This window comes from Citrobacter sp. RHBSTW-00671, assembly GCF_014103415.1.
Lineage (GTDB): Bacteria > Pseudomonadota > Gammaproteobacteria > Enterobacterales > Enterobacteriaceae > Citrobacter.
In genome coordinates this window covers 136,766-157,188 of record NZ_JABXPR010000002.1, presented here as the reverse complement: position 1 = coordinate 157,188, position 20,423 = coordinate 136,766, and the positions used below count along the sequence as shown (strand labels likewise).

Genomic DNA, 20,423 nt, shown 5'->3' with positions numbered 1-20,423 from the left:
TATCGAAACACCATCACAGAATAATGCCAGATAGAAATGCGATAGTAGGGTTGGATATTTAAATAAGGAGCATCCCGACTTAAAATGAATATGACTGCGTAACCAGGCGCAATAAAAAAAGCGAAAGAATCGCTTTTATTCTGGTTGTTTTTTCGAAGAGTGACCGTTTTCTGAGATGACAAGAAATAAGGAAGTCCTATGATCGCTAGCGGAATAGTTCAAAAACTGAATGCGCAAATGAATCAGGAGTTTTATACCTCAAATTTGTATCTTCAGCTCAGCCAGAGGTGCAGCGAGAATAGCCTTAATGGCACCGCACTATTTTTGCGTCATCAGGCGCAAAATACGGTGACGCAAATGATGCGCATGTACGAATACATCAAACAGAGCGGCGCCACGCCGGTGTTACAGGAGCAACACGCCCGGTGCGGTGAATTTTCCACGCTGGAAGATCTGTTTGAGCAGACGGTAAGCGATTACCAGAAGCGCATTAATGCGCTGACCTCTTTGACGGAAGACGCCCAGGCAGCAAACGATAAGTCAGCGATTAACTTCCTGAAGCGATACAGAAAAGAGGAAATCGTGGACGGGACGCTGTTGCAAATCATTCTGGATGAAGTCCGCAGCGCTAAAAAAGCGGGCATCAACATGCAGCAAACCGACCACTATCTGGTTGGCGTGATCGATCGCTATCACTAAATCAATTTCGCAGTACGAGGAGGTTTTACGCCTCCTCAGAAAATCTGTTTTACATCAGAAACAGAGGTTTATGCCAGTGAACATTTGATACCCAACACGTCATAGTGATTTTTTAACTTAGCGTTTTTATATCGTGCCAAAAATGTCTCTGCTTGTGTCTTTATATTAAGGAAGGTGCGAATAAGCAGGTCATTTCTTCCCAAGCTGACTCGCTGATTAAAATTTCGCGGATCTGGGCCGATTTTTTTCCCGCAAACACATCGAATCAGGCACTGTTGCAAAGTTAGCGATGAGGCAGCCTTTTGTCTTATTCAAAGGCCTTACATTTCAAAAACTCTGCTTACCAGGCGCATTTCGCCCAGGGGATCACCATAATAAAATGCTGAGGCCTGGCCTTTGCGTAGTGCACGCATCACCTCAATACCTTTGATGGTGGCGTAAGCCGTCTTCATGGATTTAAATCCCAGCGTGGCGCCGATTATCCGTTTCAGTTTGCCATGATCGCATTCAATCACGTTGTTCCGGTACTTAATCTGTCGGTGTTCAACGTCAGACGGGCACCGGCCTTCGCGTTTGAGCAGAGCAAGCGCGCGACCATAGGCGGGCGCTTTATCCGTGTTGATGAATCGCGGGATCTGCCACTTCTTCACGTTGTTGAGGATTTTACCCAGAAACCGGTATGCAGCTTTGCTGTTACGACGGGAGGAGAGATAAAAATCGACAGTGCGGCCCCGGCTGTCGACGGCCCGGTACAGATACGCCCAGCGGCCATTGACCTTCACGTAGGTTTCATCCATGTGCCACGGGCAAAGATCGGAAGGGTTACGCCAGTACCAGCGCAGCCGTTTTTCCATTTCAGGCGCATAACGCTGAACCCAGCGGTAAATCGTGGAGTGATCGACATTCACTCCGCGTTCAGCCAGCATCTCCTGCAGCTCACGGTAACTGATGCCGTATTTGCAGTACCAGCGTACGGCCCACAGAATGATGTCACGCTGAAAATGCCGGCCTTTGAATGGGTTCATGTGCAGCTCCATCAGCAAAAGGGGATGATAAGTTTATCACCACCGACTATTTGCAACAGTGCCGGATTGAGCGGCGTGGCATGGTCAGTCTTCCCGCAGGTACTGGTACAAGGTTTCGCGGCTGATGCCGAAGTCACGGGCCACCAAGGTTTTCTGGTCGCCTGCCGCAACTCGCCGTTTCAACTCGGCAATTTGTTCGCTGTTCAGCGATTTCTTTCGTCCCCGGTAGGCCCCGCGCTGCTTAGCCAGCACGATTCCCTCGCGCTGACGTTCGCGGATCAGAGCGCGCTCGAACTCAGCAAAGGCTCCCATGACCGACAGCATCAGATTGGCCATCGGTGAGTCCTCGCCGGTGAACGTTAGCCCTTCTTTGACGAACTCCATGCGCACGCCCCGTTGTGTCAGCCCTTGGACGATGCGGCGCAGGTCATCAAGGTTGCGTGCCAACCTGTCCATGCTATGCACCACCACGGTGTCGCCCTCGCGGACGAAGGCCAGCAGCCTTTCAAGTTCGGGACGTTGTGTGTCCTTGCCTGAAGCCTTATCGGTGAATACCTTGCCGACTTCTATTTGTTCCAGTTGTCGATCAGGATTCTGGTCGAAGCTGCTGACGCGAACGTAGCCGATACGTTGACCTTGCAAGATGCCTCCAAAGGTAAAAATGTCAGGATGAAATCTATTACCCTTGGCTGAATGTGTCAATAAATATAAATTAATACCCTACTCTGACGTTGTTTGTGCTCAACATCTGACATCAGGTTAGGGTATGCCTCAATCTGACGGCTGCGAACCGCCAGGGACAGGTGCAATGTCAGATTCTGTCGCGGCCTTGGCGCGTGCCTGGAAGCGTTCATAGCAATCCAGCCCGCAGAAATGTTCGACGTATTCCGCGCCTTCCGGGGTGAAGGCGGCATCGAGCGGAATTTCTTTGCAGCATACGCAGCAGGTGGTGCAACTGGCAGTGTTCGGGGCGTTTGCGTTCATGGTGGTACTCCTCCAGATTGGTAGCGAAGCTCAAAGCTGCCCACTCTCGGCTGGCTGGGAAGCGGTCATGATCTTCCCTTGAAGGCCCGCAGCAGCCGCGTCACAGACAGGACAAACAAGCCGGTCAGCGTGAGGGCTGCAATACCCCAGTGCTCCCCGATGAACGCGCCGGCCGTCGTGCCGGCTAGCACAATGGCGAGAATCGGCAAATGGCAGGGACAGGTGAGCACGGCCAGCGCGCCCCACAAGTAGCCGGTGATCGGTTTGTGCGTCTCAGACGGCAAGTGCTCTGGGCTGTTCATGGCAGACTCTCCGCGTGCTGTGCCGGTTCGGTTGGCATGGCGGCCAGTTGCATTTCGAGGCTGGCCAGGGCCTCGCGCCGACGCTCGACGAGTTGCCGCAACACGGCAAGCTGCGCAGACGCACCGTCACCGTCCGCAGCATCCAGCGCCCGGCACAGCCGCGCCAGTGCGTCCAGGCCGATACCCGCTTCGAAGGCAGCCCGTACAAAGCGCAGCCGTTGCAACGCGGTGTCATCGAACAAGCCGTAGCCGCCCGTGGTGTACGCGACCGGCCGTAGCAATCCGCGCAGCAGGTAGTCGCGCACGATATGCACGCTCACCCCGGCATCAAGGGCCAGCCGGGACACTGTGTAGGCGCTCATTGAACACCTCCTTTTCCTCATCCGGCGCAGCACGAAAGCTGCTTCACGTCCTTGCTGAAGGTCTGCGCCGCGAGCTTCAGCCCTTCGACCATGGTCAGGTAGGGGAACAATTGGTCGGCCAGTTCCTGCACGGTCATACGGTTGCGAATGGCGAGCACCGCCGTCTGGATCAGTTCACCCGCTTCCGGGGCCACCGCTTGCACGCCGATGAGCCGTCCGCTACCTTCCTCGATGACCAGCTTGATGAAGCCGCGTGTGTCGAAGTTGGCAAGCGCACGCGGCACGTTATCCAGTGTTAGCAGGCGACTGTCGGTCTCGATCCCGTCGTGATGTGCTTCCGCCTCGCTGTAGCCCACGGTGGCGACCTGCGGGTCGGTGAACACCACGGCCGGCATTGCGGTCAGGTCCAGGGCCGCATCGCCGCCAGTCATGTTGATCGCCGCACGAGTGCCGGCCGCTGCCGCCACATAGACGAACTGCGGCTGGTCGGTGCAGTCGCCGGCCGCGTAGATGTTCGGGCTACTGGTGCGCATGCCCTTGTCGATGACGATGGCCCCCTGCGCATTGACGGCTACCCCCGCCGCTTCCAATGCCAGGCTGCGCGTGTTCGGTGTCCGGCCGGTGGCGACCAGCAGCTTGTCGGCGCGCAATTCACCGTGCGTGGTGGTCAGCACGAATTCACCGTCCATATGGGCGACCTGGCTGGCTTGCGTGTGCTCCAGCACCTCGATGCCCTCGGCACGGAAAGCGGCTGTCACCGCCTCGCCGATGGCCGGGTCTTCACGGAAGAACAAGGTATTGCGCGCCAGGGCCGTGACCTTGCTGCCCAGCCGGGCAAAGGCTTGCGCCAGCTCCAGCGCCACCACCGACGAGCCGATTACGGCAAGGCGTTCGGGAATGGTGTCGCTCGCCAGGGCCTCGGTGGAAGTCCAGTAGGGTGACTCTTTCAAGCCCGGAATCGGCGGGACCGCCGGGCTGGCACCCGTGGCGACCAGGCAGCGGTCGAACATCACGACGCGCTCGCCACCCTCGTTCAAACTAACGATAAGGCTCTGGTCGTCCTTGAAACGCGCTTCACCGTGCAGAACGGTGATGGCTGAATTGCCGTCCAGGATGCCTTCGTACTTGGCATGACGGAGTTCTTCGACACGGGCCTGCTGCTGGGCCAGCAGCCGCTCGCGCAAGATCGTCGGCGGTGTGGGTGGCATGCCGCCGTCGAATGGGCTTTCCCGGCGCAGATGGGCGATGTGGGCGGCGCGGATCATGATCTTGGACGGCACACAACCGACGTTGACGCAGGTGCCGCCGATGGTGCCGCGCTCAATCAGCGTGACCTGCGCGCCTTGCTCGACGGCCTTCAGTGCTGCCGCCATCGCGGCTCCACCGCTACCAATGACGACGACCTGCAACGGGCGTTCGTTGCCACTGGGCTTATCAGCGGCCCCTATCCAGCCGCGCATCTTGTCGAGCAGGCCGGCGCGGTTGTCCGTCGGTGGCGCATCGGCAAGCGTTGCCTCGTAGCCCAGTCCGGCCACGGCGGTAGTCAGCGCATCCGATGACGTGCCCGCCTCAATGGCGAGTTGCGCTGTGCCCTTCGGATAGGACACCAGCGCCGATTGCACGCCGGGCACTTTCTCCAAGGCTTCCTTGACGTGAGCCGCGCACGAGTCGCAGGTCATCCCGGTGATTTTCAGGGTGGTCATGTATTTTTCCTTTTCTGTGGTGGCTACGGCTGTTGCCGTCAGCCACGTTGTTCTGGCAATTCACAGCTGTCCGGCCCGCAGCGGCGATGTGCTGGCGAGATGAAATCCCAGACCGACACCCCAACCATCAAGGCCAGGCCGACATAGAGCAGTCCACCGCTCTGCCAGCCGTAAGCCCGCATTAAAAACACCGCTGCCAGCACCAAGATCGGGCCTATCGTGCCGAGCGCCGTGCGTCGCCACTGTCGATGATTGAGCCAAGCGATAGCATTGGCGAGTAACGCGATGCCGGCGAACATCGGCAGCAGGATGCCAATGAATAGCCCCTCGTACTGGCTCAAGAAGCCCAGTCCGATGGCCGCGCCAAAGCTGGCGATGGCAGGAAAACAGGCGGCGCAGCCCATCGCGGAAACGACGCTGCCGAGCGCGCCGGTTTTGCCAGCGATGCGCGTGATGAGTCCCATGTGTCGCTCCCGAGTTCGGTTAACGGATCAGCGTTTGAGGCTGGACGGATAGCCCGCGTCCTCGGTCGCCTTGGTCAACTTCTGGACGTTGGTCTTGGCATCGTCGAAGGTGACGACGGCCTGGCGCTTGTCGAAACTTACGTCGGTCTTGCTCACGCCCTCAACCTTGGAAAGCGCGTGCTTGACAGTGATCGGGCAAGAGGCGCAGGTCATGCCAGGCACGGACAGCGTGACGGTCTGGGTGGCGGCCCACACGGGGGCAACAACGGCAGCGAGGGCGAGGGCGGCAAACAGTTTTTTCATGATGAACTCCTGTGATTAATAGAAAAATGGCATGACGTAGGGAAATCCGAGCGAGACCAGGACCAGCGCGGCCACGATCCAGAAAATGAGCTTGTAAGTAGCTCGCACTTGGGGAATCGCGCAGACCTCACCCGGTTTGCAGGCTTGCGCCGGGCGGTAGATGCGCCGCCAGGCGAAAAACAGCGCGACCAGCGCTGCGCCGATGAAGATCGGGCGATAGGGTTCCAGCACCGTCAGGTTGCCGATCCATGCCCCGCTGAACCCCAAGGCGATCAAAACCAGCGGCCCCAGGCAGCAGGCCGACGCAAGAATGGCGGCCAGCCCACCGGCGAAGAGCGCGCCGCGCCCGTTTTGTGGTTCAGACATACGCTTGTCCTTTCAAATTTGGTTTGGATAGCTTAAGCTTACTTCCGTAGTTATGTACGGAGTCAAGCGATATGCAAATTAATTTTGAGAATCTGACCATTGGCGTTTTTGCCAAGGCGGCCGGGGTCAATGTGGAGACCATCCGGTTCTACCAGCGCAAGGGCCTGCTGCCGGAGCCAGACAAGCCCTATGGCAGCATTCGCCGCTATGGCGAGGCGGATGTAACACGAGTGCGGTTCGTGAAATCGGCCCAGCGGCTGGGCTTTAGCCTGGACGAAATCGCCGAGCTACTGCGGCTGGAGGATGGCACCCATTGCGAGGAAGCCAGCGGCCTGGCCGAGCACAAGCTCAAGGATGTGCGCGAGAAGATGGCCGACTTGGCACGCATGGAGGCCGTGCTGTCTGAACTGGTGTGCGCCTGCCATGCGCGGAAAGGGAACGTTTCCTGCCCGCTGATTGCGTCACTGCAAGACGGAACGAAGCTCGCTGCATCGGCGCGGGGGAGTCACGGGGTGACTACGCCTTAGCGTGCTTTATTTTCCGAATTCTGAGACGACCCCTTTAAGGATAAAACAATGCGACGTTGTCTGCGGATAGTGTGGGGAACTCTGTTTATTTTCGCCTTTGCGGTACAGGCGGAAACAAAGGTTTATGGCGAACAACGCGTCAGCGGCTGGTGGAACTGGCTAAAAGACGATGTCTCGCAAACCTGGAATCAGCCGCAAAACTACGACCTGTATCTGCCATTTCTCAGCTGGCACAACCGCTTTATGTACGATAAAGAGAAAACCGATAACTACAATGAGATGCCGTGGGGCGGGGGATTTGGTGTCTCAAGATATAACGAAGAAGGTAACTGGAGCTCACTCTACGCGATGATGTTTAAGGATTCGCACAACGAGTGGCAGCCGATTATCGGCTACGGCTGGGAGAAGGGCTGGTATCTGGACAGTAGTCGCGATTTTCGCCTGGGGCTTGGGGTGACCGCCGGGATCACCGCCCGAGAAGACTTCGCCAACTACGTACCGCTACCGATTATTTTGCCGCTCTTTTCCGCCAGCTATCGCCGCCTGAGCGTGCAGTTCACCTATATTCCCGGCACCTACAATAACGGCAACGTGCTGTTTGCGTGGCTGCGCTACGGTTTTTAAGAGGGCATCAAATCGTAATCACCTTTTTCACCAGCGAATTGGACAGCGCTAGCATTGAAATTAACACCGAGGCGATGAACGTCAGGACAATCAGCATTAACTTGGTTCCCAGCGAGCTAATTGGGATAAGCGCGGTCAGCAGATGAAAAACGGAGTAGTGAAGAATATAGACGCCGGTCATCGTTTTGCTGATAGTCGCCAGAATGGTCTCTTTAAACTCGCTGTTTTTACGAAACCGCACGCCGTTGGCGGCAATCACCAGCGCCACCACCAAAATATAAATTTGTGATCCGGTAAGAATGAACGCATTTCTGTCAGCCTTAAACAGGGCGAAGAAGAAATGGCGCTCGTAAAACCAGGTGAAGAGATAAATAAACGGAATGGCGATCATCGCGCCTTTCACCACTCTCTCGCGGGTCAGCCAACTGGCGACCAGCGGATCGCTGAACAGCTGGCCGGTCAGGTAAAACAGCAGCCAGGTCCACAAACGGTACTGCGGGGCCAGGCTCAGCGCATGAACATCAGGATACAGCGCGGACAGCAGATCGTAGCCATATGAGAGCAACAGCAGCGCAAATACCACGCCGAAAAATAGCTTGCGTCGCTGGCTGAGCCACTCGATAAGCGGATGAAAGGTGTAAATCACAATAAAGGCAAAAACAAACCACGGCTGGATAAGATAACCGCGCTGGTAGGGTTCCCAGAGATAGTACACTGTCATCCAGAACAGGAAGACGATAACTACGCTTTTGATTTTACCCATTTGCCACTGCGCATCGTGCCGTGACTGCGAATCCAGATAGCCCGCCACCACAAAAAACAGCGGCGTGGCTATGGTCGAAATAAACGTCAGAAAACCGAGGATCCAGTGATAGTCGTAATCATAGTGATCCCGGGTGTTATAAATGGTGAAGAAGGTCACCGCCGTCATGCATCCCAGCGTTTTAATAATATTTAATCCGGTACTGTTCATTATTGTGGCTTCATATCCTTAGAGCCTATCCCATTAGGCTATTTTATTTGCCATTTTGGTCCTGGGCAGTGCTCACAAGCCTCACGTACTGCGTGTACGCTTCGGTTGTTGCGCGCTGTCCGTGCCCAAACTGGCTGCAACAATATACGCCTACTGGGATAGGCTCTTATTATGGAAACAGGCGTAAATCACTGGCAGAACCAGCAGCGTCAGAATAGTAGCAAAACCCAGACCAAACATAATAACTACCGCCATACTCTGGAAGAAGACATCCAATAATAAAGGGGCCAGACCGAGAACGGTGGTGAAGGCGGTCAGCAGAATAGGGCGCAGACGCGAGGTGGCGGCATAAATAATGGCTTCCTGCTGCGCTTTTTCCTGCTTCTGCTGCTCAATTTCCTCAACCAGCACGATGCCGTTACGAATCAACATCCCGCTCAGGCTAAGCAAGCCTATCAATGCCATAAAGCCAAAAGGAATACCGGTAATCAAAAAGCCTGGCGTTACGCCAATCAGCGCCAGCGGCACCGTCAGCCAGATAGCGATCGCGTTTTTCAGCGAGCTGAACATCAGCACAGTGATAACAAACATCACCAGGTAACCCAGCGGCAGGGTGGTGAACAACCCCTGCTGCGCTTCGCGGGAATTCTCCGCGTCGCCGCCCCACTCAATACTGTAGCCGTGCGGTAGGGCGAGGGCATCGATTTGCGGCTTCACGCGCGCCAGAATATCGCCTGAGGTTTGATTGCTCAGCGGATCGGGGTCGGTCTGCACGGTCAGTACGCGGCTGCGGTCGCGGCGCAGGATCAAAGGATCTTCCCACTCGAGATTAAAGCCGCTGACCACGTTACTGAGCGGGATATACTGCTGGCGGTTTTGGCTCCAGACCAGCACATTATTCAGGTGGTTAGCATCCTGGCGCTCGGCGGCTGGTGGGCGAACCACCACCGGCAGCAGGTCAGCCCCTTCGCGATAGAGTCCCGCACGGCTACCAGAGAAATTCATCTCCAGCGCGTTATCGATATCCTGTTTATCTACTCCCAGTTCGCGGCCTAAGCTGGCGGAATATTGTGGGCGGATAACCTTGCTGCGGTTCTGCCAGTCGTTGCGCACGCCGTCGGTGGCCGGGTCTGCGGAGAGAATATCGCCCACCTGGCTGGCGAGCAGGCGCAGGCGGTCGGGATCCGGGCCTTTGATGCGCACTTCAATGGCGCTATCGCCGGAAGGGCCGAACATCACGCGTTTGCTGCTGGCATTAACCTGCGGATAGTTGCGCGCAATATAGCTGTCAACATGCTGCGTCAGAGCGTTAATACTGCGCTGGTCGTCCATGCGTACCATGATCTGCGCGTAGTTGCTGTATTGCCGTTGCCCGCTGTAGGTGAGGATAAAACGCATACTGCCCTGACCAACGGTGGCGATGGTGGTGACAACGCCCGGCTGGCCGTTAATCGAGGTTTCAATATCGCTGGCCATCTTTTCGGTTGTCGCAATATCAGTGCCATAGGGAAGCCAGAGGTCAACAAAGAAGATAGGCGTGTTCGATGAGGGGAAAAAGTTCTGCCGCACCGAGCCGAATCCCCATATTGAAGCTGCCAGCAGCGCCGCCATGACGGTCAGGGTGATCGCTTTGCGCATCAGTAGGGTGTGCAGAATCTGCTGATAAATGCGATAAAAGCGCCCGCTGTAGGGGTCGGTATCCGAGGTTTCAGCAGGCGGCTGTTGCCCTTTGAACAGCCACCATTTAATCAGTACTGGCGTGATGGTTAACGCTGAGAACCAGCTCAGCATGAGTGAAATCAGCAGCACCTGGAGCAGTGATTTGCAGTATTCTCCGGTGGAGTCCTGCGACAGGCCAATCGGCGCAAAGGCGAGAATAGCAATCACCGTCGCCCCCAGCAGCGGCAGCGCCGAGCGGCGAATCACATAATTAATCGCCGTGAGCAGCGTCGACCCCTGCTGGCGGGCAATGAGTACCCCTTCGACGATGACGATGGCATTATCGACCAGCATACTCAGGGCGATAATCAGCGCCCCCAGCGAGATACGCTGTAGCTCGATGCCCCACAGATACATAATCAGCAGCGTACCGAGCACGTTAAGCGCTAACGACAGGGCAATAATGATACCGCTGCGCACGCCCATAAAGATCAGCAGCACGCCGACGACAATGGCCAGTGCCATCAGGAAGTTAGTGATAAAGCCGTTCACCGAGTGAGCCACTTCTGCAGCCTGGTCGTAGAACAGGTCAATTTTGATCCCTGCCGGTTTTTCCGCCGACATCTGATCCAGTTTGCTTTCCAGCGCGCGACCAACGTCAATGACGTTGACGCCGGGAATAAACGACACCCCCATAGTGACCGCCTGGCGGCCATTAGCGTGATAAATGCTGGAAGGAGATTCGCTGAGTCCGCGCGATAGCGTGGCAATATCGCGCAATCGCGTCGCTGAACCTGAGCCGTGCGGGCTGATTAACAAATCGCCCAGCTCGTCGAGATTTTCAAACTCCCCCGTTGGATGCAGGCGAATTGACTCGCTGCCGGATTTAATCTCACCGGCGTTAGACACTACGTTCAAGCGACTGAGGATTGCCGCCAGTTGGTTGAGCGTGATACCGCGGGCGGTCATTTTTGCCAGCGAGATATCGATATTGATTTGTTGTGGGATCGCACCGCCGATAGCGACTTTGCCAACGCCGGGAACCAGCACCAGTTCGCGCCTGAGCTGCTCGGCGTAGCGGACCAGCTCAGGGTTGGTAAAGCTCTCGCCGGAGATAGCAAAGAAGAAGCCAAAGACATCGCCAAAATCGTCGTTCACAAAGGGGGAGGCCACGCCGGGCGGGAACATCCGGGCGGCGTCTCCTACCCGACGGCGCAGCTCATCCCAGATTTGCGGCAGCTCGCTGGAGTGATAATTCGAGGCGATATTGACGGTGATTTGCGACAGACCATTGGAGGAAATTGAGCTGACGTTGTCCAGATAGGGCAGCTGTTGCAGCGCGTTCTCCAGCGGCAGGGTGACTTCTTCCTCAACCTGCTGCGCCGAGGCTCCCGGATAGTGGGTGATGACCACGGCGGTCTTGATGGTAAACGCCGGGTCTTCCAGGCGACCGATATTCAGCAGGGCGAAAATACCCCCGATGCCCAGCAGTAAAATAGTCAGCCAGACGCGAATCGGGTTGTTAATAAACTGACGAGAGATATCCATTACAAACCTCGTTCACGCGTCCAGATTCGAACCGGTTGCTGCGCATGCAGTTCACTGACGCCTGCCGCCACGACGCGCTCGCCGACGCTAAGCCCTTCGGTAATGACCACTCCCTGAGAGGTGACCTGGCCGACGCCAACTTTTCTGTCCTCAAGCTGTAGCTGTTCGCCTTCGCCTTTAACTACCCAGACGTGGGGCTCATTGCGCTGGCGATTATCCGGATTAAATACCGCTTCAACCGGCACCACGACGGCTTTATCGCCCGCGCTGGCGGGCAGGTTTGCCAGATTGACCGTCACGGTCCCACTCACGCCGCCCACTGACGGAAAATCGGCCGGGCGCGGCATGGTTAAAATGATCTGCCAGGTCAGAGTGTTGCTGTCGCTGCTACCGGTATGTTCTTTATATTCGGCGGTGAACTGACGGTCCGGCATAGAGTTGATTTTCACCACCGGACGATACTGCGCATTGCGGATATCAATAGTCGTAAAAAGATTCTCCGGAATGCTGAACACCACGTCGAGCAGATCGGTTCGCGTCAGGGTGACGATCGGCTGTCCGGCGGCGACAACCTGGTGATTACGGATCGGGACGCTGGCGGCAATACCGCTAAACGGCGCGGTGAGCGTCATTTGACTTAGCTCTTCGCGGGCGATTTTTAGCGCAGCGTTGGCGGAATCACGGTTGGCCCGCTGGATATCCATTTCCGCTTTTGAAATGGCCTGGCGACCGGCCAGCGTCTGGAAGCGGTCGAACTGCCGCTGAGCGAGGGTTGCTGCGGTCTGCCGTTCGTTGACGCGTTGCTGCGCTTCCCGGGCGTTGAGCCGGGCGAGCGCTTGCCCCTGAGAGATACTGGCTCCCTGACGCACATCAAGGGATTCAATCTGTCCGCCGCGTTTGAACGACAGATCGGTAGAATCCCCGGATTCAATACGGGCAGGAAAAATGCGCTGCTGTGAATCACCAATGGCGACGACATCCGCAACTTTTACCATCCGCGGCAGCGGGGTAACTTGCGGTGCTTTCTGATCGCAAGCCGTTGTTATTAAAATAACAACGGGAATGAGAGAAAAATAACGGTTCACTGTATTCCCCTCGGTGCTAAAGGTTTTATTTTACATATTTTTCACAAATGCCGGCTTTATTCAGCCAGCGCTGAGACCACTAAATAGGTAAATAACCCGGAAGCCGTACAGGCGATTATTGCCAGGGCAATAAACAGGCTCAGGCGAAACAGGCTGTAGCCGAACATTGCTCCTCCTCTGGTATCAACCTTGTGCTAAGTAGATTCTTATCTACATAATTGTTGAATGGTTTTTAGAGGCGCGCAGGCCTCTGATAATGAGCATAGTCGTTGAAAAAAGGAAATGTTAAAAAGAGTAAAATTTGCGGTAATGTTGACGATTTTGCTGGGTTTTCAGTTGAATTGTCTGAGGTCGACTGAGTCTGTGATATTTTTCAATATATTAATTGGCATCTTAATAATGTTAATCGCCGTGTGCTACGTTTAATTATACCCATCATACTTCGAATCGAGATTTCTTCCTCAGCGCCATTGTCTGCGCTGTTTTCACCACCTTTTTTTATAGGTAATAAAAGGATTGTCTCTATGTATAAAAATATCCTCGTCCCGGTTGATGTGTTTGAAACCGGCCTTGCGGACAAGGCTTTGTCCCATGCTCAATTCCTCGCGCAAAGCTCCTCCGGGCAGATTCATTTACTCAACGTCATCCCGACATTTTCTCCTGCACTGACGCGCGGATTTATTTCCGATGCGCGAAAAATGGAAGACTATCTGGTTAATAATTCAAAAGAAAAACTCGCTGAACTCATCAATAAACTCTCTCTGAAGGAAAGCGATGTCCAGATTCATATTCGCAGCGGCAACGTCCGCGATGAAGTGACGAAACTGGCAGATGAACTGAAGGCGGATGTGGTGATCATTGGCTCACGCAATCCCAATATTCAAACCCATCTGTTGGGTTCAGAGGCGGCAAGTATCGTGCGTTATGCCCATGTGCCGGTTTTTGTGGTGCGCTAAGGGCAGCCTGAGGCTGTCCTGATTTCCGTTACAGGAGTGAGGAGATAACTATGAATACAGAAAAACCGGGCGGCCCGTTTTATCAGCTCTCCGTGGATGAAACCCTGACCAGCACCAACAGCACTCCCGATGGCATCAGCAGCGCTGAAGCGACGGCGCGCTTACAGCAGTACGGTGAAAATGCGCTACCGCAAAAAGCGGGTAAACCGGCATGGCTGCGTTTTCTGGCGCATTTTAATGATGTGCTGATTTACGTCTTGCTGGCGGCGGCGCTATTGACGGCGGTGATGGGCCACTGGGTCGATACTCTGGTGATCCTCGGCGTGGCGGTGATCAACGCCCTGATTGGTCATATTCAGGAGAGTAACGCCGAAAAATCGCTCCAGAGCATTCGCAATATGCTCTCCAGCGAAGCGGTGGTGGTTCGTCAGGGGAATCATGAAACCATTCCGACCACGGCGCTGGTTCCCGGCGATATCGTGGTGATCCGCGCCGGCGACCGCATTCCAGCAGACCTGCGGGTTATCGAAGCGCATAACCTACGGGTGGAAGAGGCGATTCTGACCGGTGAATCAACGGTGGTGGAGAAAAGTACCGAAGCGCTTAGCGGCGAACTGCCGTTGGGTGACCGGACGAACCTGTTGTTCTCAGGCACCACGGTAAGCTCCGGCGGTGGCAAAGGCCTGGTGGTGGCAACCGGTGGCGATACCGAGCTGGGCCACATTAACCAGATGATGGCGGATATCGAGAAACACCGTACTCCGCTGTTGGTGCAGATGGATAAGCTCGGCAAAGCCATCTTTATCATCATTCTGGTGATGATGGCTGCGCTATTCGTCTTTAGCCTGCTGTTCCGCGATATGCCGGTTTCTGAACTGATGCTGTCGCTGATTAGCCTGGCGGTGGCGTCGGTACCGGAAGGGCTGCCGGCGATTATCTCGATTATCCTCTCGCTTGGCGTGCAAACCATGGCCCGGCAGAAGGCGATTATCCGCAAGCTGCCGACGGTCGAAACGCTAGGGGCGATGACGGTTATTTGCTCGGATAAAACCGGGACGCTGACCATGAACGAGATGACGGTTAAGGCCGTTATCACCGCCGATAAAGTCTATCGGGTGGAAGGGGACAGCTACGAGCCGGTGGGGAATATTCACCCGATCGATGAGCCGGACCCGATAACCGTCGCGCCGGGCACGCTGCTGGAGCGCTATCTGCGCACCATCGACCTGTGTAACGACAGCCAGCTAATCAAAGATGAAAGCGGGTTGTGGAAAATCACTGGCGGCCCTACGGAAGGGGCGCTGAAGGTGCTGGCGGCGAAAGTGACGCTTTCGCCGGCGAGCACCGAACTGCGCAGTAAGATCCCCTTTGATTCGCAATACAAATATATGTCAACGCTGTACCGCATCGGCAATGAGGAGACGATTTTAATTACCGGTGCGCCAGATGTGCTGTTCCGCCTGTGTCAGCATCAGCAAACCGACCATGGGCTGGAGCCGCTGGACCAGCCGTATTGGGAAGCGAAAATTGAAGAGTACGCGCGGGAAGGGCTGCGCATGGTGGCGGCAGCGTGGAAACCGGCGGCTGACGGGCAAACCGAACTCACCCATCAGGATTTGCAGCATGGCGTCATTCTGTTAGGGATCGCCGGGATGATGGACCCGCCGCGACCAGAGGCCATTACCGCTATCGGCGACTGCCTGCAGGCGGGGATCCGCGTGAAGATGATCACCGGGGACCACCCGCAAACGGCGATGAGTATCGGCAAGATGCTGGGGATCGGCAACGCCGGGAACGCCATTACCGGGCGCGAGCTGGAGGTGATGGACGATACCCAACTGAGTGAAGCGGCGCAGAAATTCGATATTTTTGCCCGTACCAGTCCGGAAGATAAGTTCCGTCTGGTTCAGGCGCTGCAAAGCAGGAAAGAGGTGGTCGGGATGACCGGTGATGGGGTGAACGACGCCCCGGCGCTGAAGCAGGCCGATGTTGGTATCGCGATGGGCATCAAGGGCACCGAAGTGACCAAAGAGGCCGCTGATATGGTGCTGACCGATGATAACTTCGCCACCATCGCCAGTGCAGTCAGGGAAGGGCGGCGGGTTTACGATAACCTGAAGAAAACGATCTTGTTCATTATGCCAACCAACCTGGCGCAGGGGTTGTTAATCATTATCGCGCTGCTGGCGGGGAATTTGATTCCGCTGACGCCGGTGTTGATTTTGTGGATGAACATGGCGACGTCGGCCACGCTGTCGTTTGGTCTGGCGTTCGAAGCCGGTGAAAAGAACATCATGCGCCGTCCGCCGCGCGATCCTAAGCTGCATGCGATGGACGGCTTTGCCATCTGGCGGGTAATTTTTGTCGGTTCGATGATCGCCGTGAGCGCCTTTGTGCTGGAGGCCTGGCTACAGCCGCGAGGCTACTCACCTGAGTTTATCCGCACCGTACTGTTGCAGACGCTGGTCACCGCACAGTGGTTTTATATGCTCAACTGCCGGGTGGCGGATGGTTTCTCACTGAGCAAAGGGCTGCTGGCGAACCGGGGTATCTGGATTGTCAGCGGCGTGTTGCTGGTGCTGCAACTGCTGATTATCTACGCGCCGTTTATGCAGATGCTGTTCGGTACCGAAGCGCTGCCGTTCCGCTACTGGGTGATCACCTTTATTATCGGTTTTGTGATGTTCCTGATTGTGGAAATTGAGAAGCCGCTGACGCGCAAGTGGCGCACGGCCTGAGTCATTCCCGGAGGCGGTGCTGCGCACCTGTCCGGGCTACCAGACAGCCGCATAATCGGTAGCCCGGACAGACGCAGCGCGCCGCCACCGTGGAAAACCAAAAAACAAAAGCCGACGCATAACGCGTCGGCTTTTCCGTTTCAGACAAAGAACACGATCTTAATCGATCAATCTTTGAGTTTAACCGGGTTATTACGATAGGCCGCCAGCTTCGCGCGCATCCAGCTGCTGCTGTTGTTATTGACCGCGCTCACCACGCCAGTGGTGGCACCGCCGCCGACCTGCACATGGAAAATACCGCGTGACGGGAAATCCACATATTTTGGTTCAGTGAAATCCCACTCATGACGCTTGAAGGGGTCGGTTCCGGCTGAGGGCGAAATGACACCCTAAGCGTTAGCTCTGTGTCGTTGCACGATGTCAGCGACGGTATTCTTGCTGATACCGAGCTCGCGTGCGATCCAGCGATAGCTGCGTCCCTCGGCCCTCATCGCAACCACCTTAGGCAAAAGTCGGTCTGATTTTGGTCGCACTCCGGCCTGACGACCAAGCCTCTTACCACGTGCCTTCGCAACAGCAAGGCCTGACTTGACCCGCTCGCTGATGAGATCCCGCTCAAACTCCGCAATGCCGGAAAGAAACGTCGCCAGCATTCGTCCATACGGCGACGAAAGATCGAACGCCATTCCATTCATGGCTATCACGGAAACCTTCCAGTTCTCCAGTTCACGTAGCGTATTGAGCAGATCGAGCGTCGAGCGCCCCCACCGGGAAAGCTCAGTGACCAGGATTGCATCAATTTGTCTGGACTGGGCAAGCGCCAGGACTTTCTTTCGCTCGGCCCGGTCGAGTTTAGTTCCTGAACCTGTTTCCTTAAATATTCCCACCACGTCGTAGCCGGCACGGCCGGCGAAGGCTCGCAGATCAAATTCCTGGCGTTCACAAGACTGATCCGCTGTTGAAACCCGGCAGTAAATGGCGGCACGATGTCCCAATTGAACCCTCCTGGATTTTTGTATCGGAACGCCCTGATTTATATGGGCTGGCTGTTGTCCAAAACAGACTATACTTCAAAAGGGACGAATTTGTATGTCACGACGCCATATTTTCACCGAACGGCAGCGAGCAGCGCTGTTCGATCTGCCCACGGACGAACTGTCGCTACTGAAGTTCTACACGCTGGGCGATGATGACCTGGAAAACATTAGGCAGCGCCGCAGACCGGAAAACAGGATTGGCTTTGCCCTGCAACTTTGTGCCTTACGATATCCGGGCCGTGCACTGGCTCCTGGTGAGATGATCCCGCGTGAAGTCCTTTCCTTCGTCGGTGCTCAGCTTGGAGTTCCGGCTGATGCGCTTCTCACTTATGCCACACGGCGCCAAACCCGTCAGCAGCACATGGACACGCTGCGCGAAATTTACGGCTACAAGACCTTCACGGGCCGTGGTGCCCGTGATCTGCGGGAGTGGACTTTCGGCCAGGCCGAAGATGCCAGATCAAACGAGGATCTTGCTCATCGTTTTATTGTGCGGTGTCGGGAAACTTCCACCATTCTGCCCGCAGTATCGACAATCGAGCGCTTGTGCGCGGATGCTCTGGTCGCCGCTGAGCGGCGGATTGAAACGCGGATTGCGGAAAATTTAACAGCGGATGTTCGCGATCACCTGGACAAACTTCTGAGTGAAATGCTCGCCGGCAATATCAGTCGTTTCATCTGGCTTCGCAACTTCGAGGTTGGTAACAACTCGGCTGCTGCTAACCGTTTGCTCGACAGGCTCGAATTTCTGCGTACCCTGAATATCAATCATAGTGCTTTGGCCAGCATACCTGCCCATCGCATTGCCCGGCTGCGTCGGCAGGGTGAACGCTACTTCACCGACGGTTTGCGTGACATCACTTCGGACCGCCGCTGGGCGATCCTTGCCGTCTGTGTTGTGGAGTGGGAAGCGGCGATTGCTGATGCCATAGTCGAAACCCATGACAGGATCGTAGGAAAAACCTGGCGGGAAGCGAAGCGCCAGCATGACGAAACAATTTCCGGCTCTAAAGCCACACTCACGGATACGATCCGTACCTTCACCGCGCTGGGAGCTTCGTTGCTTGAGGCCCGCAGTGACGGAACCCCGCTGGAGATGGCTGTCGCCAGTTCGGTTGCATGGGACCGGCTCGCTCAACTGGTAGCGACAGGGACTCAACTCAGCAACACGCTAGCCGATGAGCCTCTTGCATATGTCGGGCAGGGATACCATCGCTTTCGTCGTTATGCGCCCCGCATGTTGCGCTGTCTGAAGCTCGAAGCCGCGCCGGTCGCCGGACCATTGGTAGCAGCAGCTTTGTCGATCGGAGAGATGAAAGGTGTTGCATCGCCAGAAAGGCGTTTCCTGCGGCCCAGCTCCAAATGGAACCGTCATTTACGAGCTCAGGAAAAAGGAGATACCCGTCTTTGGGAAGTGGCGGTACTCTTTCACCTCCGGGATGCTTTTCGTTCCGGAGATGTCTGGCTCGCTCATTCGCGCCGCTATGGTGACCTCAAGCAGGTACTGGTGCCGATGATCGCGGCGCAGGAAAATGCAAAACTGGCCGTGCCTTCCAACCCACAGGATTGGCTGGCAGACAGAAAGGCGCGACTCACGATCGCTCTTAAGCGGCTGGCCCGGGCTGCCCGTAACGGCACTATTCCGCACGGTAGCATAGAAGATGGAACGTTGCGGATCGACAGGTTGACAGCAGACGTGCCGGATGGTGCCGAGGCACTCATACTGGATCTGTATCGCCGAATGCCGTCCGTTCGGATTACCGACATGCTGCTTGAAGTTGATGCAGCCCTTGGTTTCACAGATGCGTTTACCCATCTGAGAACCGGGGCTCCATGTCGCGACCGGATCGGTCTGCTCAACGTCCTGCTCGCTGAAGGGCTCAATCTGGGCCTGCGTAAGATGGCGGAAGCTACAAACACGCATGATTACTGGCAGCTCTCACGCCTTGCCCGCTGGCATGTTGAAAGCGAAGCCATGAACCAGGCATTGGCAATTGTGGTGGCCGCGCAGGGTAAACTGCCGATGTCACGCGTCTGGGGGATGGGCACGTCAGCATCGAGCGATGGTCAGTTTTTCCCGACAGCGCGGCATGGCGAAGTCATGAACATGGTCAATGCCAAATATGGTTCTGTTCCCGGCCTCAAAGCGTATACTCACGTAAGCGACCAGTTCGCGCCATTCGCTTGTCAGTCGATCCCGGCGACCGTGAGCGAGGCACCGTATATTCTCGATGGACTACTGATGAACGAGGTCGGTCGCCATGTTCGCGAACAGTATGCCGATACAGCAGGATTCACCGACCATTTGTTCGGAGCCAGTAGCCTGCTCGGCTACAATCTCGTTCTGCGAATCAGGGATCTGCCATCGAAGCGGTTGTACGTATTTAATCCCGATACGACCCCCAGGGAGTTACGCAAGTTGGTAGGTGGAAAAGCCCGGGAGGATCTTATCGTTGCGAACTGGCCTGATATTTTCCGTTGTGCCGCGACGATGACCGCTGGCAAAATCAGGCCCAGCCAACTCCTGCGCAAGCTCGCTTCTTACCCACGACAAAACAACCTTGCAGTTGCGCTTCGTGAAGTTGGTCGTATTGAACGGACCCTTTTCATTATTGAGTGGATCCTGGATACGGACATGCAGCGGCGTGCTCAGATCGGTCTTAACAAGGGAGAGGCCCACCATGCGCTCAAAAATGCGCTCCGTATCGGGAGGCAGGGGGAAATTCGCGATCGCACGACAGAGGGGCAGCACTACCGAATCGCTGGGCTCAATTTATTGACTGCGGTGATCATTTACTGGAATACCGTCCATCTTGGTCATGCCGTCACGGAGCGGCGGAACGAAGGGTTGGATGTTCCCCCTGAATTTCTTCCCCACATATCCCCATTGGGCTGGGCGCACATTCTACTGACTGGCGAATATCTTTGGCCCAAGGAACCGAAAGCTTAGGGTGTCATTTCGCCCTCAGCCGGAACCGACCCCAGGAAGTCAGGATTACGTAATTGTGAGTTATGCACATTAATGTTAAAATTCATGATTTTTTATGTTGATTTTGTGTTAAATCATG

General features: G+C 55.8%; 19 protein-coding genes and 1 pseudogene. 6 read left to right on the top strand and 14 right to left on the bottom strand.

Features of this window, described 5'->3' with window-relative positions; translation table 11 throughout:
• Positions 1-198: 198 nt before the first annotated feature.
• On the top strand, positions 199-699 hold the full coding sequence (locus tag HV261_RS24045; protein ID WP_001752509.1) for a non-heme ferritin-like protein: 501 nt from the start codon (positions 199-201) through the stop codon (positions 697-699).
• A gap of 320 nt (positions 700-1,019) precedes the next feature.
• Here HV261_RS24045 and HV261_RS24040 read toward each other — a convergent pair whose 3' ends face one another.
• From HV261_RS24040 to merT, 9 genes and pseudogenes are all read right to left on the bottom strand, one after another.
• A complete protein-coding gene (locus HV261_RS24040; protein WP_001067855.1) occupies positions 1,020-1,724 on the bottom strand; it encodes an IS6-like element IS26 family transposase in 705 nt (234 codons plus the stop codon).
• 84 nt (positions 1,725-1,808) lie between these two features.
• Positions 1,809-2,366 carry a recombinase family protein gene (locus HV261_RS24035; protein ID WP_001162010.1) on the bottom strand — a complete coding sequence of 186 codons (558 nt, stop codon included), beginning with the start codon at positions 2,364-2,366 and terminating at the stop codon, positions 1,809-1,811.
• Positions 2,367-2,495: 129 nt separating this feature from the next.
• Positions 2,496-2,723, bottom strand: a pseudogene (locus HV261_RS24030) (DUF3330 domain-containing protein); the annotation flags it as partial.
• Positions 2,724-2,773: 50 nt separating this feature from the next.
• The gene (merE, locus tag HV261_RS24025) at positions 2,774-3,010 is read right to left on the bottom strand and encodes a broad-spectrum mercury transporter MerE (protein ID WP_001087807.1); all 237 of its coding nucleotides are present in this window, start codon (positions 3,008-3,010) and stop codon (positions 2,774-2,776) included.
• Positions 3,007-3,372, bottom strand: a complete 366-nt coding sequence (gene merD / locus HV261_RS24020; protein WP_001277466.1) for a mercury resistance co-regulator MerD — start codon at positions 3,370-3,372, stop codon at positions 3,007-3,009. The genes merE and merD overlap by 4 nt, the downstream gene beginning before the upstream one ends.
• Positions 3,373-3,389: 17 nt before the next feature.
• Positions 3,390-5,075, bottom strand: coding sequence for a mercury(II) reductase (gene merA / locus HV261_RS24015; RefSeq protein WP_000209296.1), 1,686 nt, complete (start codon positions 5,073-5,075; stop codon positions 3,390-3,392).
• Between the two features lie 38 nt (positions 5,076-5,113).
• The gene (merC, locus tag HV261_RS24010) at positions 5,114-5,539 is read right to left on the bottom strand and encodes an organomercurial transporter MerC (protein WP_000522996.1); all 426 of its coding nucleotides are present in this window, start codon (positions 5,537-5,539) and stop codon (positions 5,114-5,116) included.
• Between the two features lie 27 nt (positions 5,540-5,566).
• On the bottom strand, positions 5,567-5,842 hold the full coding sequence (gene merP, locus HV261_RS24005) for a mercury resistance system periplasmic binding protein MerP (protein WP_000732275.1): 276 nt from the start codon (positions 5,840-5,842) through the stop codon (positions 5,567-5,569).
• Between the two features lie 15 nt (positions 5,843-5,857).
• Positions 5,858-6,208: a mercuric ion transporter MerT gene (gene merT, locus HV261_RS24000; protein ID WP_031623830.1), complete on the bottom strand. Its 351-nt coding sequence runs from the start codon at positions 6,206-6,208 to the stop codon at positions 5,858-5,860.
• Between the two features lie 71 nt (positions 6,209-6,279).
• Here merT and merR point away from each other — a divergent pair, with 71 nt between their 5' ends.
• Positions 6,280-6,735, top strand: a complete 456-nt coding sequence (gene merR / locus HV261_RS23995; RefSeq protein ID WP_001166628.1) for a mercury resistance transcriptional regulator MerR — start codon at positions 6,280-6,282, stop codon at positions 6,733-6,735.
• 48 nt (positions 6,736-6,783) lie between these two features.
• Positions 6,784-7,359, top strand: a complete 576-nt coding sequence (gene pagP / locus HV261_RS23990; RefSeq protein ID WP_045270086.1) for a lipid IV(A) palmitoyltransferase PagP — start codon at positions 6,784-6,786, stop codon at positions 7,357-7,359.
• A 7-nt stretch (positions 7,360-7,366) separates the two neighbouring features.
• Here the strand turns inward: pagP and HV261_RS23985 are convergent, their stop codons facing one another.
• The 3 genes from HV261_RS23985 to HV261_RS23975 form a co-directional block, all read right to left on the bottom strand.
• Entirely contained in the window at positions 7,367-8,290 is a 924-nt protein-coding gene (locus HV261_RS23985; RefSeq protein ID WP_024196075.1) for an acyltransferase, read from the bottom strand.
• A 192-nt stretch (positions 8,291-8,482) separates the two neighbouring features.
• The gene (locus HV261_RS23980) at positions 8,483-11,539 is read right to left on the bottom strand and encodes an efflux RND transporter permease subunit (protein ID WP_045270087.1); all 3,057 of its coding nucleotides are present in this window, start codon (positions 11,537-11,539) and stop codon (positions 8,483-8,485) included.
• Positions 11,539-12,624 (bottom strand): efflux RND transporter periplasmic adaptor subunit, encoded by a 1,086-nt coding sequence (locus HV261_RS23975; RefSeq protein ID WP_016241530.1) that lies wholly within the window; start codon positions 12,622-12,624, stop codon positions 11,539-11,541. Before HV261_RS23975 ends, HV261_RS23980 begins: the two co-directional genes overlap by 1 nt.
• A gap of 524 nt (positions 12,625-13,148) precedes the next feature.
• Here HV261_RS23975 and HV261_RS23970 point away from each other — a divergent pair.
• On the top strand, positions 13,149-13,580 hold the full coding sequence (locus tag HV261_RS23970) for a universal stress protein (RefSeq protein WP_016241528.1): 432 nt from the start codon (positions 13,149-13,151) through the stop codon (positions 13,578-13,580).
• Positions 13,581-13,630: 50 nt separating this feature from the next.
• Complete coding sequence (locus HV261_RS23965; protein WP_016241527.1) at positions 13,631-16,318, top strand: cation-transporting P-type ATPase; 2,688 nt, start codon at positions 13,631-13,633, stop codon at positions 16,316-16,318.
• A 167-nt stretch (positions 16,319-16,485) separates the two neighbouring features.
• Here HV261_RS23965 and HV261_RS23960 read toward each other — a convergent pair whose 3' ends face one another.
• Both HV261_RS23960 and HV261_RS23955 read right to left on the bottom strand, forming a co-directional pair.
• Positions 16,486-16,635, bottom strand: coding sequence for a hypothetical protein (locus tag HV261_RS23960; RefSeq protein ID WP_176564481.1), 150 nt, complete (start codon positions 16,633-16,635; stop codon positions 16,486-16,488).
• A gap of 72 nt (positions 16,636-16,707) precedes the next feature.
• A complete protein-coding gene (locus tag HV261_RS23955) occupies positions 16,708-17,313 on the bottom strand; it encodes a recombinase family protein (protein ID WP_000509966.1) in 606 nt (201 codons plus the stop codon).
• A gap of 94 nt (positions 17,314-17,407) precedes the next feature.
• On the opposite strand from HV261_RS23955, the gene HV261_RS23950 reads away from it, so the two are divergent.
• Complete coding sequence (locus tag HV261_RS23950; protein WP_023307208.1) at positions 17,408-20,305, top strand: Tn3-like element Tn5403 family transposase; 2,898 nt, start codon at positions 17,408-17,410, stop codon at positions 20,303-20,305.
• Positions 20,306-20,423 lie beyond the last annotated feature (118 nt).